Source organism: Collinsella sp. 4_8_47FAA, from assembly GCF_000763055.1.
In the GTDB taxonomy this organism is placed as follows: domain Bacteria; phylum Actinomycetota; class Coriobacteriia; order Coriobacteriales; family Coriobacteriaceae; genus Collinsella.
The window spans coordinates 502,646-520,696 of the sequence record NZ_KN214134.1; the positions used below are offsets into that span (position 1 = coordinate 502,646).

Annotated in this window: 12 protein-coding genes and 1 other RNA gene; 12 read left to right on the plus strand and 1 reads right to left on the minus strand. The window is 59.9% G+C overall.

Annotation, left to right across the window (positions count from 1 at the left end):
• Positions 1-85: 85 nt before the first annotated feature.
• The 11 genes from HMPREF9463_RS02310 (at position 86) to HMPREF9463_RS02365 (ending at position 16,507) form a co-directional block, all read left to right on the plus strand.
• Positions 86-3,496, plus strand: coding sequence for a Spy0128 family protein (locus tag HMPREF9463_RS02310; protein ID WP_035136886.1), 3,411 nt, complete (start codon positions 86-88; stop codon positions 3,494-3,496).
• Positions 3,489-5,159 carry an isopeptide-forming domain-containing fimbrial protein gene (locus HMPREF9463_RS02315; protein WP_148334137.1) on the plus strand — a complete coding sequence of 557 codons (1,671 nt, stop codon included), beginning with the start codon at positions 3,489-3,491 and terminating at the stop codon, positions 5,157-5,159. Before HMPREF9463_RS02310 ends, HMPREF9463_RS02315 begins: the two co-directional genes overlap by 8 nt.
• A gap of 114 nt (positions 5,160-5,273) precedes the next feature.
• Positions 5,274-6,986 (plus strand): isopeptide-forming domain-containing fimbrial protein, encoded by a 1,713-nt coding sequence (locus HMPREF9463_RS02320; RefSeq protein ID WP_198019893.1) that lies wholly within the window; start codon positions 5,274-5,276, stop codon positions 6,984-6,986.
• A gap of 734 nt (positions 6,987-7,720) precedes the next feature.
• Complete coding sequence (locus HMPREF9463_RS02330; protein ID WP_198019894.1) at positions 7,721-8,644, plus strand: class C sortase; 924 nt, start codon at positions 7,721-7,723, stop codon at positions 8,642-8,644.
• A 327-nt stretch (positions 8,645-8,971) separates the two neighbouring features.
• A complete protein-coding gene (gene gatC, locus HMPREF9463_RS02335; RefSeq protein WP_035136890.1) occupies positions 8,972-9,283 on the plus strand; it encodes an Asp-tRNA(Asn)/Glu-tRNA(Gln) amidotransferase subunit GatC in 312 nt (103 codons plus the stop codon).
• Positions 9,283-10,797 carry an Asp-tRNA(Asn)/Glu-tRNA(Gln) amidotransferase subunit GatA gene (gene gatA / locus HMPREF9463_RS02340; RefSeq protein WP_035136892.1) on the plus strand — a complete coding sequence of 505 codons (1,515 nt, stop codon included), beginning with the start codon at positions 9,283-9,285 and terminating at the stop codon, positions 10,795-10,797. The genes gatC and gatA overlap by 1 nt, the downstream gene beginning before the upstream one ends.
• Positions 10,797-12,473: an Asp-tRNA(Asn)/Glu-tRNA(Gln) amidotransferase subunit GatB gene (gatB, locus tag HMPREF9463_RS02345; protein ID WP_035136894.1), complete on the plus strand. Its 1,677-nt coding sequence runs from the start codon at positions 10,797-10,799 to the stop codon at positions 12,471-12,473. Before gatA ends, gatB begins: the two co-directional genes overlap by 1 nt.
• A 684-nt stretch (positions 12,474-13,157) precedes the next feature.
• Entirely contained in the window at positions 13,158-13,403 is a 246-nt protein-coding gene (locus tag HMPREF9463_RS02350) for a DUF6110 family protein (protein ID WP_035136895.1), read from the plus strand.
• 78 nt (positions 13,404-13,481) lie between these two features.
• Complete coding sequence (locus HMPREF9463_RS02355; protein ID WP_232219729.1) at positions 13,482-15,497, plus strand: heavy metal translocating P-type ATPase; 2,016 nt, start codon at positions 13,482-13,484, stop codon at positions 15,495-15,497.
• A gap of 144 nt (positions 15,498-15,641) precedes the next feature.
• Positions 15,642-15,995 (plus strand): hypothetical protein, encoded by a 354-nt coding sequence (locus HMPREF9463_RS11050; protein ID WP_198019895.1) that lies wholly within the window; start codon positions 15,642-15,644, stop codon positions 15,993-15,995.
• Positions 15,992-16,507 (plus strand): type II toxin-antitoxin system VapC family toxin, encoded by a 516-nt coding sequence (locus HMPREF9463_RS02365; RefSeq protein WP_198019896.1) that lies wholly within the window; start codon positions 15,992-15,994, stop codon positions 16,505-16,507. Before HMPREF9463_RS11050 ends, HMPREF9463_RS02365 begins: the two co-directional genes overlap by 4 nt.
• Before the next feature lie 57 nt (positions 16,508-16,564).
• Here HMPREF9463_RS02365 and HMPREF9463_RS02370 read toward each other — a convergent pair whose 3' ends face one another.
• Entirely contained in the window at positions 16,565-16,999 is a 435-nt protein-coding gene (locus tag HMPREF9463_RS02370; RefSeq protein ID WP_035136899.1) for a hypothetical protein, read from the minus strand.
• A 239-nt stretch (positions 17,000-17,238) separates the two neighbouring features.
• On the opposite strand from HMPREF9463_RS02370, the gene ssrA reads away from it, so the two are divergent.
• Positions 17,239-17,602, plus strand: a transfer-messenger RNA (tmRNA) gene (gene ssrA / locus HMPREF9463_RS10645).
• Positions 17,603-18,051 lie beyond the last annotated feature (449 nt).

Consider the following 18,051-nt stretch of genomic DNA (forward strand, 5'->3'; position numbering starts at 1 on the left):
TTACTACGCGAGCGCAATTACAGATTGCGCAGATACGTTTGATGGTGAAAGAGCAAGATCGCGGTCTCTTGGGGAGGAGACATCGATGAAAGCGAATTCAGAAAAAACTAAGCAGAGTAAAAAAGCGACGCGCCGCGTACTGGCAGGCGTTTTGTGCGGAGCCTCCGTGTTGAGCCTGGTACTGTCGCTCGTCATGCCTCCGATCTCGCAGGCCATTGCCAACGATGTCCAGACAGATTCTGCCGAGGCGACCGTTGCAGACGCGAGCGCTTTGGGCGAGGACGCCGGTGCAGACGAGAACGTTTTGGGCGAGGAGGCCGGTGCAGGCAATTCCACGGGCAAAGACGCCGAAAACCGGAAAAGTGACGACGCTGAGGGTGGCGAGGGAGAAGACGCTGCTGCGGCGGATCCGGCTGCCGATGGCGCGGGAGCCGAGAGCGCTGCGCAGCCCGCGGATGATGGACAGTCTGTCGATAAGGTCGCTACTGTTGCAAATGAAGGTGAGGTTCCGGGACTTAAAACAGATAAGGATGGGTTCGCGCTGCTGGAGGGAGATAAAGACCTGTCTACGTACCTTGACCTTCCCGCGGCGAAAAAGCCCGCAAAGCTGCGTCTGACTGCTGATATTAGTTCGAGCGATCCGATCTTAATCAATCACGACACTACGATCGACCTTGCGAATCACAAGCTTTATTACAGCAACGGTAACCCTATGCAGGAAACCAAAGAGCCTGTTCGTGCATTTATCACAATTTCAAAGGGCTATACGCTAACTGTCAAAGGTGAGGCGAATGACTCGAAGACTGAAGCTACCAGTGGTGAACCTGGTCAGCCAGCAGAGATGCAGTTCATTGATGAAAGTGTTCCACAATCACTTACATACTACGTAACTGAAAGCACGCCTAACGGTTTTGGTACTAGGGAAACGACCTACCAGCACACTGTTGCCAATTTCGGCGCTATCGTTGCATGCAAAAAGGGCTATGTAAATCAAGTCATTTCCGTTGAGGATGGGGGCACGCTCAACCTTCAGGGTGGCATGATCACAACGCCTCGTGCCCTGGGCAACGACGGCCACGTTATTTTCTCTCAGGGCGCTGTTTATATTTCTGGCGGTTACGTCACCAACGGCAACGGCGGTGGCTGGGGCGGTGGCCTGTGCATGGCAGCGGGTTCACTCAATATGACCGGCGGCGTGATTGCAGCGAATAAGGCTGCTTCCGGTGGTGGAATTTTTGCCGACAGCGGTGTCACGTTGGATCTCTCCGGTGGTGTCATCTCGGGCAACGCTACGTATGCCGTTTCTGTCGGCAGGGGCGATACCGCCGACACCGGCGGCTACGGTGGCGGTGTTTATACCAAGGGTGCAACCGTAACCATCAGTGGTTCTGCCAATATAACTAACAACCGAGTTGAAGCTCAAGTCACTAATCAGGACATTTACAACAACGGTCTCCTCGGTGGCGGCGGCATTGCATCAACGAGCAGTGATAATAAAAAGGGATCACTGACCATGACGGGCGGTTCTGTTACGGCCAACTACTCCCATGAGGCTGGCGGCGGAATCTACGCTGGCTTTTGGAGCCAGGCGATTACGTTCAAAATGACGGGCGGTACAATCGCGGGCAACGTGGCGGAGAACGCCGAAGGCGGCGGTCTGCGTATCAGCACTGGTACGCACGCGACAATTGACGCTGACGCTGACGGCAAGATATATATCACCAACAACAAGACCATGACGGGCTCTAACTCTGGCGAAGGTCGCAAGGGCGACTGGGGCGGCGGCGGTATCTTCATTCAGAAGAACGGCAGACTCAACATTCTCAAATCGCTCATCACTGACAATAAGGCCGGCGGCTGGAGTGGCGGAATTGGTGCGTGCCCTACAGGTGAGACGATCGTCTCGCACTCCGATGGTGCTGCTATCTATAACAATACTGATAACGTTGGTCAAGATGGCACTCCTTTGAACGAGCCCCATTATTCCGCTGGTGGCGACGGAAAAAAGCAAGACCAGCTGCCTGCATACATCACGGATAATTTCAAGAAGTTCGGCCATAAGGATTTCTTCTTGGTACGCGATATGCAAGGCGCGGATAAGACGATTGCCGTTGTTCTTGGCAAGATGCTCGGTGGCGGCTCAGCTGGCTGGCATGGCACCTGCGATAACAATGAGATCAAAATCGATGCCAACGGCGGTGCCGAGGCTAAGTACATGTTCGGCCTTGAGGCCCATCCTACCGATCAGGCTAAAATTGATGCACAGTCAGCGGCTACGACCATCATCAGCGGTAACTACTCTTACACCCACGGCGGCGGCATCATGACCAACGGCGACCTCATCGTCGGTGAGGTTACTTCCCTGGACGTGTATCCTGCAATCAAGGTCAAGGCTAACAAGGTCCTCATGAAGGACGGCAAACCGCAAGGCCTCACGGGCCACGGCTATAAGTTCAAGCTGTTGGGTAAAGCCGCCGATTCAGCTGGGGAGCCGTATTGGAATACGGACGGCTCACTTAACGCAAACGGATGCGAGGTGACGTCCGAGGTTACCGTTAATGAAAGTGGAGAGATCGTCATTGATACGGCTGCGAACTACCAGTCGGGCAATTACGACCTCTACCTTGTTGAAGTCCCTATCAGTGAGGAAGGCACGACCTTTGATAAGGCCATTTACAAAATACATATAAAGGTTGGTACGACACCAGTTAATACGACCAGCCTCTTGGGGATCAAGATTAATCGTTATGGAGTTGATAGGAGCGCTTCCACAGTATCCGTAAAAAAAGAAGGCGCAGCGGACTTCACCGTGTGCGGATCTGACTTCTATAGTTGGAGCGAAGATGCGAACGATAAGACCGTCTCGACCGTAAAAATCGGCAACGCCTCCAAACCTGCGTTTACGAACGAGCTCGCGCCCTACCAGACCTCGGGCTCTTGGACACCTCAGGTGACCAAGAAGGTCGACGGCGGCGAGATGAAGAGGTTCAAGTTCGAGCTGTATGCTGAGAATTCCGACAACACGGAGACACCCCCTCAGACCAAATATACTTCTGCTGAGTCGAGAAATTCTCAGACAGTAACGTTCGATCCGGTACCAATCGGTCCACTGGGCATCAATGATCTTACCAATGGCAAAGCAACGTTCACCTACTACATCCGTGAATGCGACGCCAGCAAGGCCGATGGCACCAAACACGAAGGCTACAAGAACGACACCAAGAGGTTCAAGGTCGTGGTAACGGCAACGGACAACGATGACGGCACGCTGAAATGCACGCCGGTCTACTACGAGGTCGACGCCAACGATAATGTGAGCGCGAATTCAACCCCTAACCCCACCTTCACCAACACCTACTCCACCTCTTTGCCCCTTTCTGGTATGTCGGGCGTCACTCTGACGTACCTTGCCGGCGCGGCGGTGCTTTGCGCTGCTGCGGCCTGGATGCACATTCGTCGCAAGGCGAATGCGAAGGGGGGTAAGCGTCGTGAATAAGAAAGTTTGCTCCTTCCCAGTCTTGTTTGCGCTGCTTGCCCTCCTGATCGGCACCTGCGCGGTTGTCTTCCCCGCTTCCGCGCAGGCCGCGCCGACCTCGACCGGTTCCATCACGGTGAGCGGCACCGTGGCGAGCAGCTACGACGCCTACCAGATCTTTAGCGCCAACGTCGTCGACGGCGACAGCGACGCCAAGATCGCCACCGATCTCGCCTGGGCAAGCGACGCCGTGCGCGACGCCGCGCTGCCTGTGCTGCACAGCGCCGGCATGCCCAATTCCCAGACCACCGCGCAGGAAGCTGCCGAGTGGCTCAACGCCGATTCCCACCTTACGAGCGCGCTGAGCGCACAGCTCGCTCGTTCCCTCCAGAGCTCTGACGCCGAGTCCGTGGCCCTTAACGCGGGCACGGCGGCCGAGCTGCCCTGCGGCTACTGGCTCATCGTCGCCAAAGACGACGCCATCGCCCGGGGCGAGGCCGGCACCGCGCCGATTATGGCCCTGGTGGGCGGCAGCGCCGTCACCGTCAAGCCCAAGGCGGCGACCCCCAAGGTGTCCAAGCATGTGCTGGAGGACAGCACCGCCGCCTGGCAGAAGGCCGCCGACGCCACGGTCGCCGACGACCTGTACTGGCGCCTCTCCGCCACGGTCCCGGCCGGGCTCACCGCCTACGACACCTATACGGTGCGGTTCGTCGACACCATGAGCGCGGGGCTCGACCCCTCCAAGGTGGCCGCGAGCATGCGCGTGTACGTGGCGGCGGGCGCAGACGGCGGCTTTGACGCGGTCCAGACCGGCAAGGACGGCCGCGTCGGCACCGAGCCCGCGAAGGGCTGGACCGACATCACGGCCCAGTGCGCCACCAAGGTAGCGGCCGACGGTAAGACCTTCACCGTGCGCACCGGCGACCTAATCGCCGCGCTCGGCGGGGCCGACACCTTTGCCGCGGGCGCCCGCGTGGTCGCCGTGTACAATGCGCCGCTCAACAGCGCATGCAACCACGGCATCGCTAAGGGCAACCCCAACGAGGTCTACCTGCGCTACCCGCGCTCTCCCTTTGCCGACCAGTCCGGCGACGCCGGATTCACCCGCACGCCGAGCGATGATGCGTGCGCCTACACCTGGGATCTCGCGCTCACCAAGCGCGGTAGCGACGGCGACAAGCCGCTTGCCGGGGCGGTCCTGAGCATCGCCGACGACCGTGGTCGCACGCTGGCCGCCGACGGCACGTGGAATGCGGAGGGCAAGGTCACCGTCACCACGGGCGAGGACGGCCGCGTGACCGTCTCGGGCGTGGACTCGGGCAAGCTGGAGGTCCGCGAGCTCAAGGCACCCAAGGGCTACGCCGCCTTTGAGGGTACGCGCTCCGTGACGGTCAAGGCCGAGGGCCTGGACGTCGACCAGGTGGCCGCCGCCAAGCCCAAGCTCACCATTACCGCCGAGTCGCCCCTGCGCGCCGACAGCGCGGACGGGTCGACGGGCAGCCTGGAGGCGTCGCTCATCAACACGCCCACCGGCACACCCCCTAGCATTACCACCGGAGGCTTTATGCCCTCGACTGGCGATATGGCAATGTACGCCGCGGCCGCCGCAGCGGTCGCCGGAGCCGCGCTCATCGTGGTCGCGCTCCTGGTCAAGCGGGGAGGTGGCAGCCATAAAGAGTAGCTGGCAGCCCCACAGAGAGCGGGGCGAGACGTAGCGAAGCAGATGCTAAGACACAGACAGACAGATTTAGATCAAACGGACTTCAAGCAGAAAGCAGAGGAAAAGAAGATGAGCATGAGCAAGAACATCGCACGCCTGGCAGTAACCGCCGGCCTCACGGCAGCGCTGAGCTTCGGCGGCGTGATGGCCCCGGTGACCATGGCGTTTGCTGAGGGCGCGGCGGCTCCGAATAACAGCATCACCATCAATAAGAACAATGCGAATGGCGATGTGAAGTACAAGGCATACCAGATTTTCAAGGCAAATGTCGTGGATGAAGACGACAACAAGGTCGTCTCGAACATTGATTGGGCGAGCGGTGAAGCGAGGAGCGCCGTCCTTGGATATCTTAAAACCGTGCCCAACTCTGGTATTGACGAAAACTCTACAGCGCAGGCCGCCGCCAAATATCTGACCGACCATACGGAGGGTACTGGCAAGACGACCGCTATCGAGAACAACAATTTGTTTAACGGATTGGCAAAGGCAGTTGAAGGAAGCGTAGGTCAAACGGCGACATCCTTTGCCTCTGACACTGTTTTTGAGCCCAAGGACAACAAGGGCAATGCTCTGCAAGGCTACTATCTTTTTGTGACTGATAAAAGTACCTTGGGCACCGAAGAGAAGCCAGAGAAGAATACTGGCACTTCGCCGATCTTTGCTGTTGTTGGTGGTAAAGGCGTGACCGTTACCGAGAAGACCAGCATTCCAACCGTCGAGAAGCGGGTGCTCGAGGGCGCGAACTGGGGAAAGGTAAGCGACTCGTATATTGGCGAGGAGGTCGAATATAAACTGACTGGCCACGTTGCCAGTAACATCGCTACGTTCAATAAGTATGAGTATGTATTTCAGGACACGTTGAGCAAGGGTCTTGAGGTTGTGAAGGACTCCAATGACGCAGCGAAGGATCTCCACGTTTATATTGACAACAAGGGCAAGCAGACCGAGGTCGTGCAAGATGCTAATAATGGATATAAGGTGGCTTTAGGGCAAGACAACGCCAATAAGAAGGAAAATCTCACCATTACTTTTAGCAACCTTAAGTCTGTGAAGGATAAAACTGGCGCAGCGATTAAAGTCGATGCTAATTCCAGCGTGGTCGTAACCTACAAGGCTAAGCTCAACAGTCAAGTCGAATACAAGGCCGACGGCGCCACCAATGAGGTCAAGCTCGTCTATTCCAACGATCCCATGTCTACCGGCACTGGCACTTCCGAGTCGGATGAAGTCACTGACTACGTCTTTGGTCTCGATGTCACTAAGGCCGACTCAGATAATACGGACAAGAAGCTCGTTGCCAGCTTTAAGGTCAAAGTGACCAAGGAGGGGGACACCGAAATTCCCAATGGCGGAAAATGGCTGACGCGGGAAGGTGGGCTCGTCGACGACGCAGGCCATGCCGGAGTGTTTACGACTAATACTGATGGCAAGGTATTTATTCCCGGTCTTGTTGAGGGCACATACGAGATCACCGAGAGCGAGACGCCTGCAGGTTACAACACCATCGATCCATTTACCATTACGGTGACGCCTACGTATGATGCGACTGGTGCACTGACGAATCTTAAGGTGGAGTCCAGCTCCAATATGGCAACTGCTAAGACTGAGAAAAGCGTGACCACGACCAAGATCCCAGTCACCATCCAGAACAAGAAGGGCTCTGGCCTCCCGCTCACCGGTCTTAACGGCGTGACCTTCACTTGGATCGCTGGTGGCGCGGTGCTGTGCATCGGCGTGGCGCACCTCATCCGCAGCCGTAAGCAGGCTGAGGAGTCCGAGCAGGAGTAACGCTCGCTCACCCATCCCTTTGGCAGGTGGGATGTGTTGGCCATGAGACTTGCGGACACTTTTCTCGTCCATCCACGTTCTTGCTTTGCCATTCTCTTTTCGGGGCAGACTCCGCACTGGAGTCTGCCCCGTTTTTTGGTAGCGCAGCCAGGCTCCATTGCCCGATGGATCGAGCGTATGAATATCGAACAGATGTTTGCAATTATTGCGTTTACCAGCCGTGGGTGCATGCACTCGCAGTAAAATACCCTTGCGACGCATCCCGTGCGCGGGCGGCCGACGACTCAATCGGAGGTCCCCAAATGCTGAAATTCCTTAACGCGCTCGCCGCCCTCGCGGCGGTGGGCACGTTCGTCATCGCGTTTCTTGACTCGTATGAGGTTCGGCTTAAGGTCCGTAGGCGCACGCGCGGTGCGGACGGTGGACGGCATTTGCGTCGCAAGCGCAAACAAGAATGCCCGGGGTTCGGAGCCCGGGCATTTAACAAAACCAGAAAACTAGGCCGCCCGCGCTCTCGTACATTTACGCGGGGTGCGTCGTTTTCTATTGACATTGTATCCCGAATCGCCCAGTCGATTCGGGACATTTTGAAAACTCAAATGCTGGCTTATCCTCGACTGGACGGTGCAGTCTAGCTGCGTTGTCCGGCGCGGAAGCTCGCTAATCGGCTATTATTTGTTTAGACAACCTGAGCTGTAGAGGAGTGACCGGCGATGGTGCAGGGCGCCAAACATATGAAGAGCAATAACGCCGCGGACAACGGCGGCTCAAGCCCTCAGCCCAAACCTCAGTCCAAGCCCAAGTCCAAGCGCCGCCGCAAGCGGCTGCCGCGCTGGGCCGACCGGCTCATCACCATCGTCATTATCCTTATTGGCGTGGGCCTTATGACCTGGCCGTGGATCTTGGACCGGCTCGAGGCCTCGGGCGTGTTCAACCAGATCAGCACCGTGTCCAGCACCGTGGACGCGCTATCTGCCGAGGAGCGCGAGCGCATCCTGCTCCAGGCGCGCTCCTTTAACGAGCAGCTGGCGGGCGAGGCCACCGAGCTCCCTGCCGACCAGATTGAGCCCTACGCCCAGCAACTCATCTTTGACCGCGACCCCATGATGAGCTGGGTCGAGATCCCCTCCATCGACGTGAGCATGCCCATCTACCACGGTACGAGCGAAGAAGTCCTTATGGCGGGCGTCGGCCACCTGGAGGGCACGAGCCTGCCGGTGGGCGGCACCTCGACGCATTGCGTGCTCACCGCGCACTCGGGCATGCGTAACCTGAGCATGTTCGATGACATCCACTCGCTGGAGCCCGGCGACCTGGTACTGCTGCACACCATGAACAAGACGCTCGCCTACAAGATGGTGGACTCCGAGGTGGTGCTGCCCGAGGAGATGGAGTCGCTGACCATCGAGCCCGGTGCCGACAAGGTGACGCTCGTCACCTGCACGCCCTACGGCGTGAACGACCATCGCCTGCTGGTGCATTGCGTGCGCACCAAGTACAACAAGAAGGACGTCGACAAGCAAAAGTCGCTGGCCGGCCGCCACTGGGGCAAGCGCGAGTTTGCCGTGCTCATTGTGGTCGTGGCCATTGTGCTGTTACTGCTGGACATCGTGATCCACGCGGTCCGTAAGCGCCGCAAGGCCAAGGCCTCGGCATAAGACATCGTCCAGAACCACCACAATGGGGACAGGCACCTTTGGGGTGGTCGGGGGCTTCCAAGCCATCACAACATTCGATGAAAATCTCGATTATGGCGAAAAACGTCGAATGTTGTGATGGTTTTCGTTGTGGGCGGGATGCTTCTCGTTGTGGGCGACGCGGTTTTCGCTATGGACGGTGCGGTTTCGCTGCAGAACTGCCAGCCCGCCGCCTGCCAGACCGCCGTCCTCGTTACGTTTTCGCTGCATTTGGGTAAAGCGCCTGCTCCAAGCCGGCGTTGCCTTGTATACTAGAGCGGTTTATCTGTTATGCGGAAGGGAGCGCCTATGGCACTCAGCGAGAAAGACGTGCGCGGCATCGCCGAGTACGCAAAGATCGCACTGACCGATGACGAGCTCGCCCAGATGACGTCCTACATGAACGACGCCGTCCAGATGCTCGAGCCCGTCTTGCAATATGACTTGCCCGACGTGGAGCCCACGTTCCATCCCATCGGAAGCCTGTCCAACGTGATGGGCGATGACCTGCGCGAGCCCGAGCGCGACCTGCCGCTCGACGTCGCGCTCGAAAACGCCGGCAGCGCGCGCGACCGCTACTTCCGCGTGCCGTCCATTTTGGGAGAGGGGGAGAGCGAGTAATGGCGCAGAGCTTCGATTCCCTTACCGCCGCCCGGATCGCCGCGGGCGTTGTTGCCGGCGACTTTACCGCTACCGAGGTGGCCCAGGCTTCCCTTGCCGCCATCGAGGCGCGCGAGGGCGGGGTCCAGGCATTCCTGCAGGTGGCGCCCGAGCTTGCGCTCGAGGCCGCTGCGCGCGTGGATGCCGACCGTGCCGCAGGCAAGCCGCTGCCCCCGCTCGCGGGCGTGCCGCTGGCCATTAAGGACAACATGAACCTCGTGGGCACGCGCACCACCTGCGCTTCCCGCATGCTCGAGAACTACCAGAGCGTCTACACCGCCACCTGCGTCCAGCGCATGCTCGATGCCGGCTGCCTGCCCATGGGCAAGGCCAACATGGACGAGTTTGCCTTTGGCAGCTCCACCGAGAGTTCGGCGTTCCACCGCACCAACAACCCCTGGGATACCGAGCGCGTGCCCGGCGGCTCCTCGGGCGGCTCCGCTGCCGCCGTCGCCGCGGGCGAGGTCGCGCTCTCGCTGGGCTCGGACACCGGCGGCTCCATTCGCCAGCCGGCGTCGCTGTGCGGCGTGGTGGGCTTTAAGCCCACGTATGGTGCCGTGAGCCGTTACGGCGTGGTCGCCTTTGGCTCGTCGCTCGACCAGGTGGGCCCCTTTGGCCGCACGGTCGAGGATGTCGCGCTGGCCATGAATGCGCTTACCGGCGCGGGCCACGATCCGTACGACTGCACCAGCCAGGATTGCGCCGTCGACTTTACCGAGCATCTCAACGACAGCATCGAGGGCAAGCGCGTGGGCATCATCCCCGCGTTTATGGAGGCCGATGGTCTGACGCCCGAGGTCAAGGCTGCTGTTCAGCGCGCCGCCCAGGAGCTGCAGAACCAGGGCGCCGAGCTGGTCGAGGTCGACCTGCCGCACCTGGACGCCGCTATCGCCGCCTACTACGTCATCGGCCCGGCCGAGGCGTTCTCCAACCTGGCCCGCTTCGACGGCATTCGCTGCGGCTACCAGGAGGAGGGCTGCGCCAACCTGTCCGACCAGAGCTCGCTTTCGCGCGCCCACGGCTTTGGCGCCGAGGCCAAGCGCCGTCAGATGCTCGGCGCCTACCTGCTGAGCTCGGGCGTGTACGACAAGTACTACTACGCTGCGCAAAAGGCCCGCACGCTCATCACGCAGGACTACGACGCCGCGTATGCCAAGGTGGACACCATCCTCATGCCCGCCTCGCCGCGCACGGCTTTTAAGTTTGGCGAGATCAGCGACCCCACGCAGATGTACCTCTCCGACCTGTACACCATCTCGCTCAACATTTGCGGCAACGGTGGTATCTCGGTGCCGCTGGGCCTGGGCGAGGATACTCAGCTGCCCGTTTCTGCCCAGCTGGTGGGTCCGGCCTTTAAGGACCGTCAGCTGCTCACGTTTGCCCGCGCCCTGGAGCGCGGCTTTGCCGATGCCGCCACGGGTGCGCCCGCGCTTTCCGTCGCGCCCGATTTTGCCGGGAAGGGAGGCGAGCTGTAATGAAGGAGCTTTCCGAGGTCCTGCAGGATTGGGAGGCCGTGATCGGCCTGGAGATCCATACCGAGCTCACCGCACTCGATACTAAGATGTTTTGCAACTGCAAGCTCAGCCACGATGACGAGCCCAACGCCAACGTGTGCCCGGTGTGCCTGGGCCTGCCCGGCGCCCTGCCGGTGCCCAACAAGCGCGCCATCGAGAGCATCGTCAAGGCCGGTCTCGCCACCAACTGCGAGATCCAGCGCCACTCGATGTTCTACCGCAAGCACTACTTCTATCCCGATATGGCCAAGAACTTCCAGACCACGCAGGGTCCGGTCGCCTTTTCCATGTACGGTCACCTGGATCTGGACGTGACCGGTCGCGGTGCCGCCGAGCGCCCCGACTGCGCGTTTGGTGAGGCCGAGGCCCAGAGCCTGGCGAGCGCCTCGGCCAACGCCGAGGGCCTGTCCACATCCATGACGTCGACCATGCGCGAGGGCAACCAGCGTGCCGGCCACCTGGCCAGCTATGATGCGTCCAACCTGCAGATGCCCGAGCGCCGCGAGGACGGTTCCTACACGGTGCCCATTCGCATCCTGCGCATCCATATGGAGGAGGACGCCGCCAAGATGGTGCACGTGGGCGGCGCCGAGGGCCGCATTACCGCCGCGGCCGAGTCGCTCGTCGACTACAACCGCTGCGGCACGCCTTTGATTGAGCTCGTGACTGAGCCCGACCTGCGTACGCCCGAGGAGGCTCGCCTGTTTATGGAGAAGCTCCGTCGCATTTTTGTGACGCTGGGCATTTCGGACTGCTCCATGGAGAAGGGTTCCATGCGCTGCGACGGCAACGTGTCGCTGCGCCGCCGCGGCGAGACCAAACTGGGCACCAAGACCGAGCTTAAGAACCTCAACTCGTTTAAGAGCCTGCATGACGGCCTTGCCTACGAGATTTGCCGCCAGGCCGAGGTGCTCGAGGAGGGCGGCATCATCTACCAGGAGACCCGTCACTGGGAGCCCAGCCGCAAGCGCACCGTGGTCATGCGTGTGAAGGAAACGGCAGACGACTACCGCCTGTTCCCCGATCCCGACCTAGCGCCGTTCGACCTGGACGACGAGTTCATCGACCGCTGCCGTGGCGAGATTCCCGAGCTGCCCGATGCCAAGCGCGCCCGTTTTGAGACCGACTTTGGCATTAAGGCGGCCGACGCCGAGCAGATTGCCGGCGACCCCGAGTTTGCCGAGTTCTTTGAGGCTGCCGCTGCCGGCATGGCTGGCAAGGAGGCCCAGACGGTCGCAAACCTGCTGGTGAACGAGATGATCGCCTACCTTAAGGGCGCGGGCGTCTCGCTGACCGAGTCCGGCATCGCGCCGGCTCAGGTGGCGGCACTCGCCAAGCTGCTGGCGACCGATGCCATCAGCTCCAATCAAGCGCACGAGGTCTTTGAGGCCATGGCTCAGACCGGCGACGATCCCAACAAGATTGTCGACAAGCGCGGCATGCGTCAGGTGAGCGATGCCGGCGCGCTGCAGCCGATCGTGGACGAGGTGCTGGCAAACTGTGCCGATCAGGCTCAGCAGTATCGTGACGGCAACCAGAAGGTCATCGGCTTTTTGGTGGGTCAGTGCATGAAGGCGAGCCGCGGCAAGGGCAACCCGAAGCTCTTCAACGAGTTGCTGAGAACGTCGCTCTCGTAAGCGGGAACCGAGGGGCCGGGCGCAGGGCCTTGCCTCTCAATTTCGGACAGTCCTGACTCACGACGGAGGCGCCACTGGCGCCTCCTGTTCGTGCGGAACTCATTGAGAGGCAAGGCCCCGCGCCCGGCCCCTCGGTTCCGTGACGACTCGGCCGTTCGGGTCAGGTAAGCTGAATTGAATAGAGTGAATGGGCGCGCCGTTGGCGTGCCCATTTTTGTGCGGGTGACAAAGAGACTGTCCCTTTGTCACATTTTTTCGGAGCTGTGGAAATCGAAGGTTAATACTTTTCCCGAGAAGTGAACGACCTTATTTGGACCCCTGTAGCATCGACACTTTTTGGGCTCTGTTTCCTGCGGATTTGTCGAGTTTTTCCTGCGGTTTTGCTGGCGAAAAATGCAGATGTTTCGGGGGTCCGATTTTGCTCGTTCACTTCGCGGAAAAGTATTAGACCTCGATTCGTCGGGTCGGGGGAGAGCCTTTCATGGATGCCGGAGATGTACGTTGCGGCAGACGGATCGCCAGAAGTCGGCTGTTCCGTGCCTCAAGATTTCCAAAAAGTTAACCTTTGTTGAACTTAATAGTTAGATAAACTAAACTATTTTCTAAAAGTGTGCTCGAGTAAACTTGTTTACTCGGGTGCTGAGGCACTGTGCCGCGTCCAATGCGGCAAAAGGGAGAGACATCATGAAGAAGTCCACGTTCAACACCCTGCTTGTTGGTGGCGGTTTTCTGCTCGGTACGGCTGGCATCAAGCTGCTCACCAGCGCTCCGGTAAAGAACGCCTGCGTGCAGGGTATCGCGTGCGGCATGCGCATCAAGAACGGCTACCAGGACATGGTCGAGCAGGCCAAGGCTAATGTCGACGACATGGTTGCCGAGGCTGCTTACATCACCCAGAGCGAGGCCGCCGCGGACAACGCAGCCGAGTAGCGCTCCCAGGCACAAACTATGAGATTCTCGATTATCAGCGAGATCCCCGGCAGGACCCGCCTCCAGTTGGCGGGTCCTGTGCCAGAGAGCGATCTCGATGCGCTTTTAAAGCTCAGCGGCGACATCGACGGCGTGCGCAAGGTGCGCGTCTACGGCCGCATTGGCCAGATGGCGCTCGAATACGACGAGCCGCACCGCGATGCCGTGCTGGCCGCCGTCGGTGCGCTTGACGCTCAGGCCATTGCCGACGCAAAGACGGGTTACGTGATGCAGCTTGAGCCACGCAAGCACAAGCTCGTCATGGATCTCGCCACACTTATCGGCGCCCACTACGCGCGCCGCTGGTTTCTGCCTACGCCGCTGCGTGCGGTGTTTGTCGTGGCCGGTTACATGGCATTTTTGCGCGCTGCCCTTCATGAGCTGGCGCAGCCGCGCCTGACCGTTCCTGTGCTCGACGCTTCGGCCATCGGCATTTCGTTCGTCAAGCGTGATGTCGACACCGCGGGCCAGACAATGTTCCTGCTCAACGTGGGCGAGCTGCTCGAGGACTACACCCGCGCCATGAGCGAAAACGAGCTCATCAACTCGCTGCTCGATGTGCCCGACAAGGCGCAAAAGGTCGTCGGCGACACCGAGGTAAGTGTTGCCGCGACCGAGCTTGAGCCCGGCGATCTGGTCGCCGTGCGCACCGGCATGTCCATTTGCATCGACGGTGTTGTCGAGCAGGGGAGCGCTATGGTCAACCAGGCGACCCTGACCGGCGAGCCGCTGGCCGTCGAGCGCAGCGTGGGCGACGACGTGTTCGCCGGAACCGTCGTGGAAGACGGCAGCATCTTGGTGCGCGTGCGCGCCAATACGGCCCAGACCAAGCTCCGCTCGATCGTCTCGCTCGTGCAGGCGGCCGACTCGCTCAAGTCCGAGGGCCAGTCGCACATGGAAAACCTTGCCAACAAGATCGTCCCGTGGAACTTCCTGCTCGCGGGCCTGGTTGCGCTTACCACCCGCAGCCTCATCAAGACCTCAGCGGCGCTGATGGTCGACTACTCGTGCGCACTCAAGCTCACGGGTTCCGTCGCCGTCATGACTGCCATGAGCGATGCTGCCAAGATGGGCGTCATGGTCAAGGGTGCGAAGTACTTTGAGTCGTTTGCCAAGGCCGACACCATTGTGTTTGATAAGACGGGCACGCTTACCGAGGCGCAGCCGCGTCTTGCCTGCGTGCTCACCACCGATGGTTGGAGCGAGGACGAGGTCCTGCGCCTTTCCGCTTGCTTGGAGGAGCATTTTCCGCATCCGGTGGCACGCGCCGTGGTCAATGCGGCACGTGAGCGCGGGCTCGAGCACCGCGAGCGCCATGCTGCCGTCGAGTACATCGTGGCGCACGGCATCGCTTCGTCCATCGAAGGGCGTCGCGCGATTATCGGCTCGGCACACTTTGTGTTTGAGGACGAGAGCGCGCAGCTCGAGTCCGACATCAAGGAGCAAATCGAGTCCCAGATGCAGGGCTTGTCGCCGCTGTACCTGGCGGTCGACGGCACGGTCGTGGGCGTGCTCGGTATCGAGGATCCGCTCAAGTCCGGGGTCCGTGAGGCCATCGCCGACCTGCATGCGCTGGGTGTTAGGCATGTCGTTATGCTCACGGGCGACTCCGAGCGCACGGCCGAGCGCATTGCGCGCGAGGCGGGAGTCGACGAGTTTAAGGCCGAGCTGCTGCCTGAGGACAAGTACGCCTACGTGGAGCAAATCAAGCGCGAGGGCCGTCACGTTGCCATGGTGGGCGACGGCGTTAACGATTCTCCGGCACTCGGTTTGGCTGACGTGGGCCTGGCGATGGGTGGCGGAAGCGACATCGCCAAGGAGGTCGCCGACATCATCCTGACCGACACGGATCTGGCCGCGATCGTTCGTCTGCGCCGCATGAGCCAGGGCCTCGTTGATCGTCTGACGAGTTCCTATTCTAAGGTGATGCTCACTAACTCAGCGCTCCTGGCGCTGGGCATTACCGGCGCGATTACCCCGCAGGCGTCATCGCTGCTGCACAACGGCTCGACGATTGCCTACAGCCTGAGCAATGCGAAGGCATATCTGCGCTAGCAAACGTGTTCGTCTACGTTATCTGGCCTGCGCCTGGACGGCATCGATGCCGTCCAGGCGCAGGCCTTTTTGCGTTTGACCATGTGCTAGCTTGTCTATATAGTGATGCTAGCATGGATAGCAATTGAAGGGAGCGGGATCGACGTGGGTGCTGTTAGCGGCATGGCGCAGGTGAACGTTCGCGTGGATCGCCAGGTCAAGAATCGTGCCGAGGAGGCGCTGCGGCTTTCGGGCGGGTCACTGCCCGAGCTCATCAAAAAGGTGGTGGCCAAGGTCGCGCAGGGTGGCGGGCAGTGCAAGGAAGTGCTTGCGGCCGTCGACGACCGGCAGCAGACCGTCGCGCCCGATACGCCATTCGCCGCATCATGGGCGGCCGTGGATCAGCTTTACGCGGACCTGGGCATCGCTGCGTCGCCCGTATCCGACGATCGCGACTGGGACGCAATCTATTCCGAAGCCATGGACGAGCGCTATCGCCAAAAGGGGATGATCCTGTGAGCGGGGCTCCCCTCAAAATAATGGTGGATGCCAATGTATGGGTTGATTCGTTTTGCGTCGACCATGCCGAGTCGCTTGCCGCGCGTGCGTTTATTGGGCAGGCGACGGAGACGGGGGCGTTGCTGTTCTTCCCGGTGCATATCGCTAAGGACGTGCTGTACGTTGTCCAACACGAGCTCAAGCGTAGCGTTCTTGCCAGCGGGGGAGCGCTCGACGAGGCATCTGCCCGTGCAATTGGCGATGCGGCGTTGGCGTTTGTTCGGAACATGACCGAAAACGCCACGGCCGTGGGTGCAGATGCGTCGGACCTTTGGCTGGCCGACAAATACTTAGCGCTCCATCGCGATTACGAAGACAACTTGGTGCTCGCCGCGTGCAAGCGCGCGCAGGTTGATTACTTGGTAACTAACGATCGCAAGCTGCTCGAACATGCCGATCTTGCAGCAAAGACACCTCGTCAAATGATGCCAATTCTTGCTTTGGCGGAACGTGGCGGCGCGGCTATCGGTTGATGCGAACTGTTTGCGGGCCTCTTGGACGACGATGCGCCAGGGGCCCGCGTCTGCTATTTACAAAAGCTCGGCCTTAATGGCGGGACTTTCTGCGAGCTGCTTGGCTGCCTTTTCGTCGGAGTTGTCGAGTGCTGCCAGACTGCGGTAGACCCACTCGTTGACCTGGGTGTTCTTGACGCCTGCGGTCTGCATAAGGGCGCCTACCTCGCGGATTGCTGCGAACAGATCGGCTTTGGGACCAGCGAGCTCGACCGCGATGCCGTGGTAGGCGGTCACGCCGCGGTTCTCACTCACGTGGTCGATAAAGCCCTCGACGGTCTCAAACTGCTGGGCGAGAGCTGCATCATCGTCGGCGTTCAGCGCAACAAGGGCGTTCGAAACCGTGAGGGCGGGATGTCCGCAGGGGACAAAGCCTTCGATGACATCCATAGCTTCGGTAATGGTTGAGCCCAGGCCTGCGAGGGCATTGACGAGTTGCTGCTTGGTATCCATAACGGTCCTTTCGACGGGTCAATTTTGCTTGGCGAAAATATACGTGACGCGTTCGGTGGCAAAAGTGCGAAGTGTGGTGCACATTAGGGTCTTCACAGCTCGTGCATAGAACAGCTGTCTGCCTTTAGAACGTGGTAAGATAGCTATCCACGAGCGGGGCTTACCCCGCGTGCTCCTTGAAAAATCGACGGTTATCGGGTGTTTACAGGCCCGATACCATCCAGACTTTCCCGACATTCGGGGGCGACTGGTTTCGACACGATAGCTCTGAGAGAGGAAGCAAGCCGAGGTCTCCTCGCCTCGTTAAACAGGGGTACCGTCAAATTGAATTGACAACAACTCTTCTTTTGAGCCTATGGCTCTTGCTGCTTAGTTTATAGCGGCGCGTCAACCCGGTGATTTCCCCGACACCGGCGCGACGTCATGTTAGGGGAATGCTCCTGCGTACGTAATCGGTATGGCGCGGGCTAAGACCGAACCGGTTGGGATGCCGCGAGCGTGTCGCTGCGCGCAAAGCGTCCGAGACTAAACCAGCGACTGAGCTTGGAGATGCCAATCAGGGGGCTTTCGTGGACCGGAGTTCGATTCTCCGCGCCTCCACCACAAGTAACAGGCAGGTAGAGAAGTGTCTCTACCTGCCTTTTTATTACTTACAGATACCGCGGAGAATCGAGCTCTATGCAGGGCGCGGGCGTAAAGAAAACGCGTAAGCGTTTTTAGCCCGCGGGCGAGGACGCCGGCAGGCGGCCGAAGCCGGTGCGGATTTGCGAAGCAAATACGCGGATTCTCCGCGCAAACTATCAGCCCAATATGGATGCGATGTTTATCGAATCTCAGCCCGCCGTGCCCCACATCAGTGAATCCCCCCGTACCGCGGAGAATAGAACTCTATGCAGGGCGCGGGCGTAGAGAAAGCGCCTTGGCAACGCAGACCGGGACACGCTTTCCCAATGGCAGCCCAGGCGGAAAGCGCATCCCGGAATCCGCGCTCAGACCGGGACGTAGTTTCCGGATGACGCCTCTAGCGGAAACTGCGACCCGGAATCTAAGCT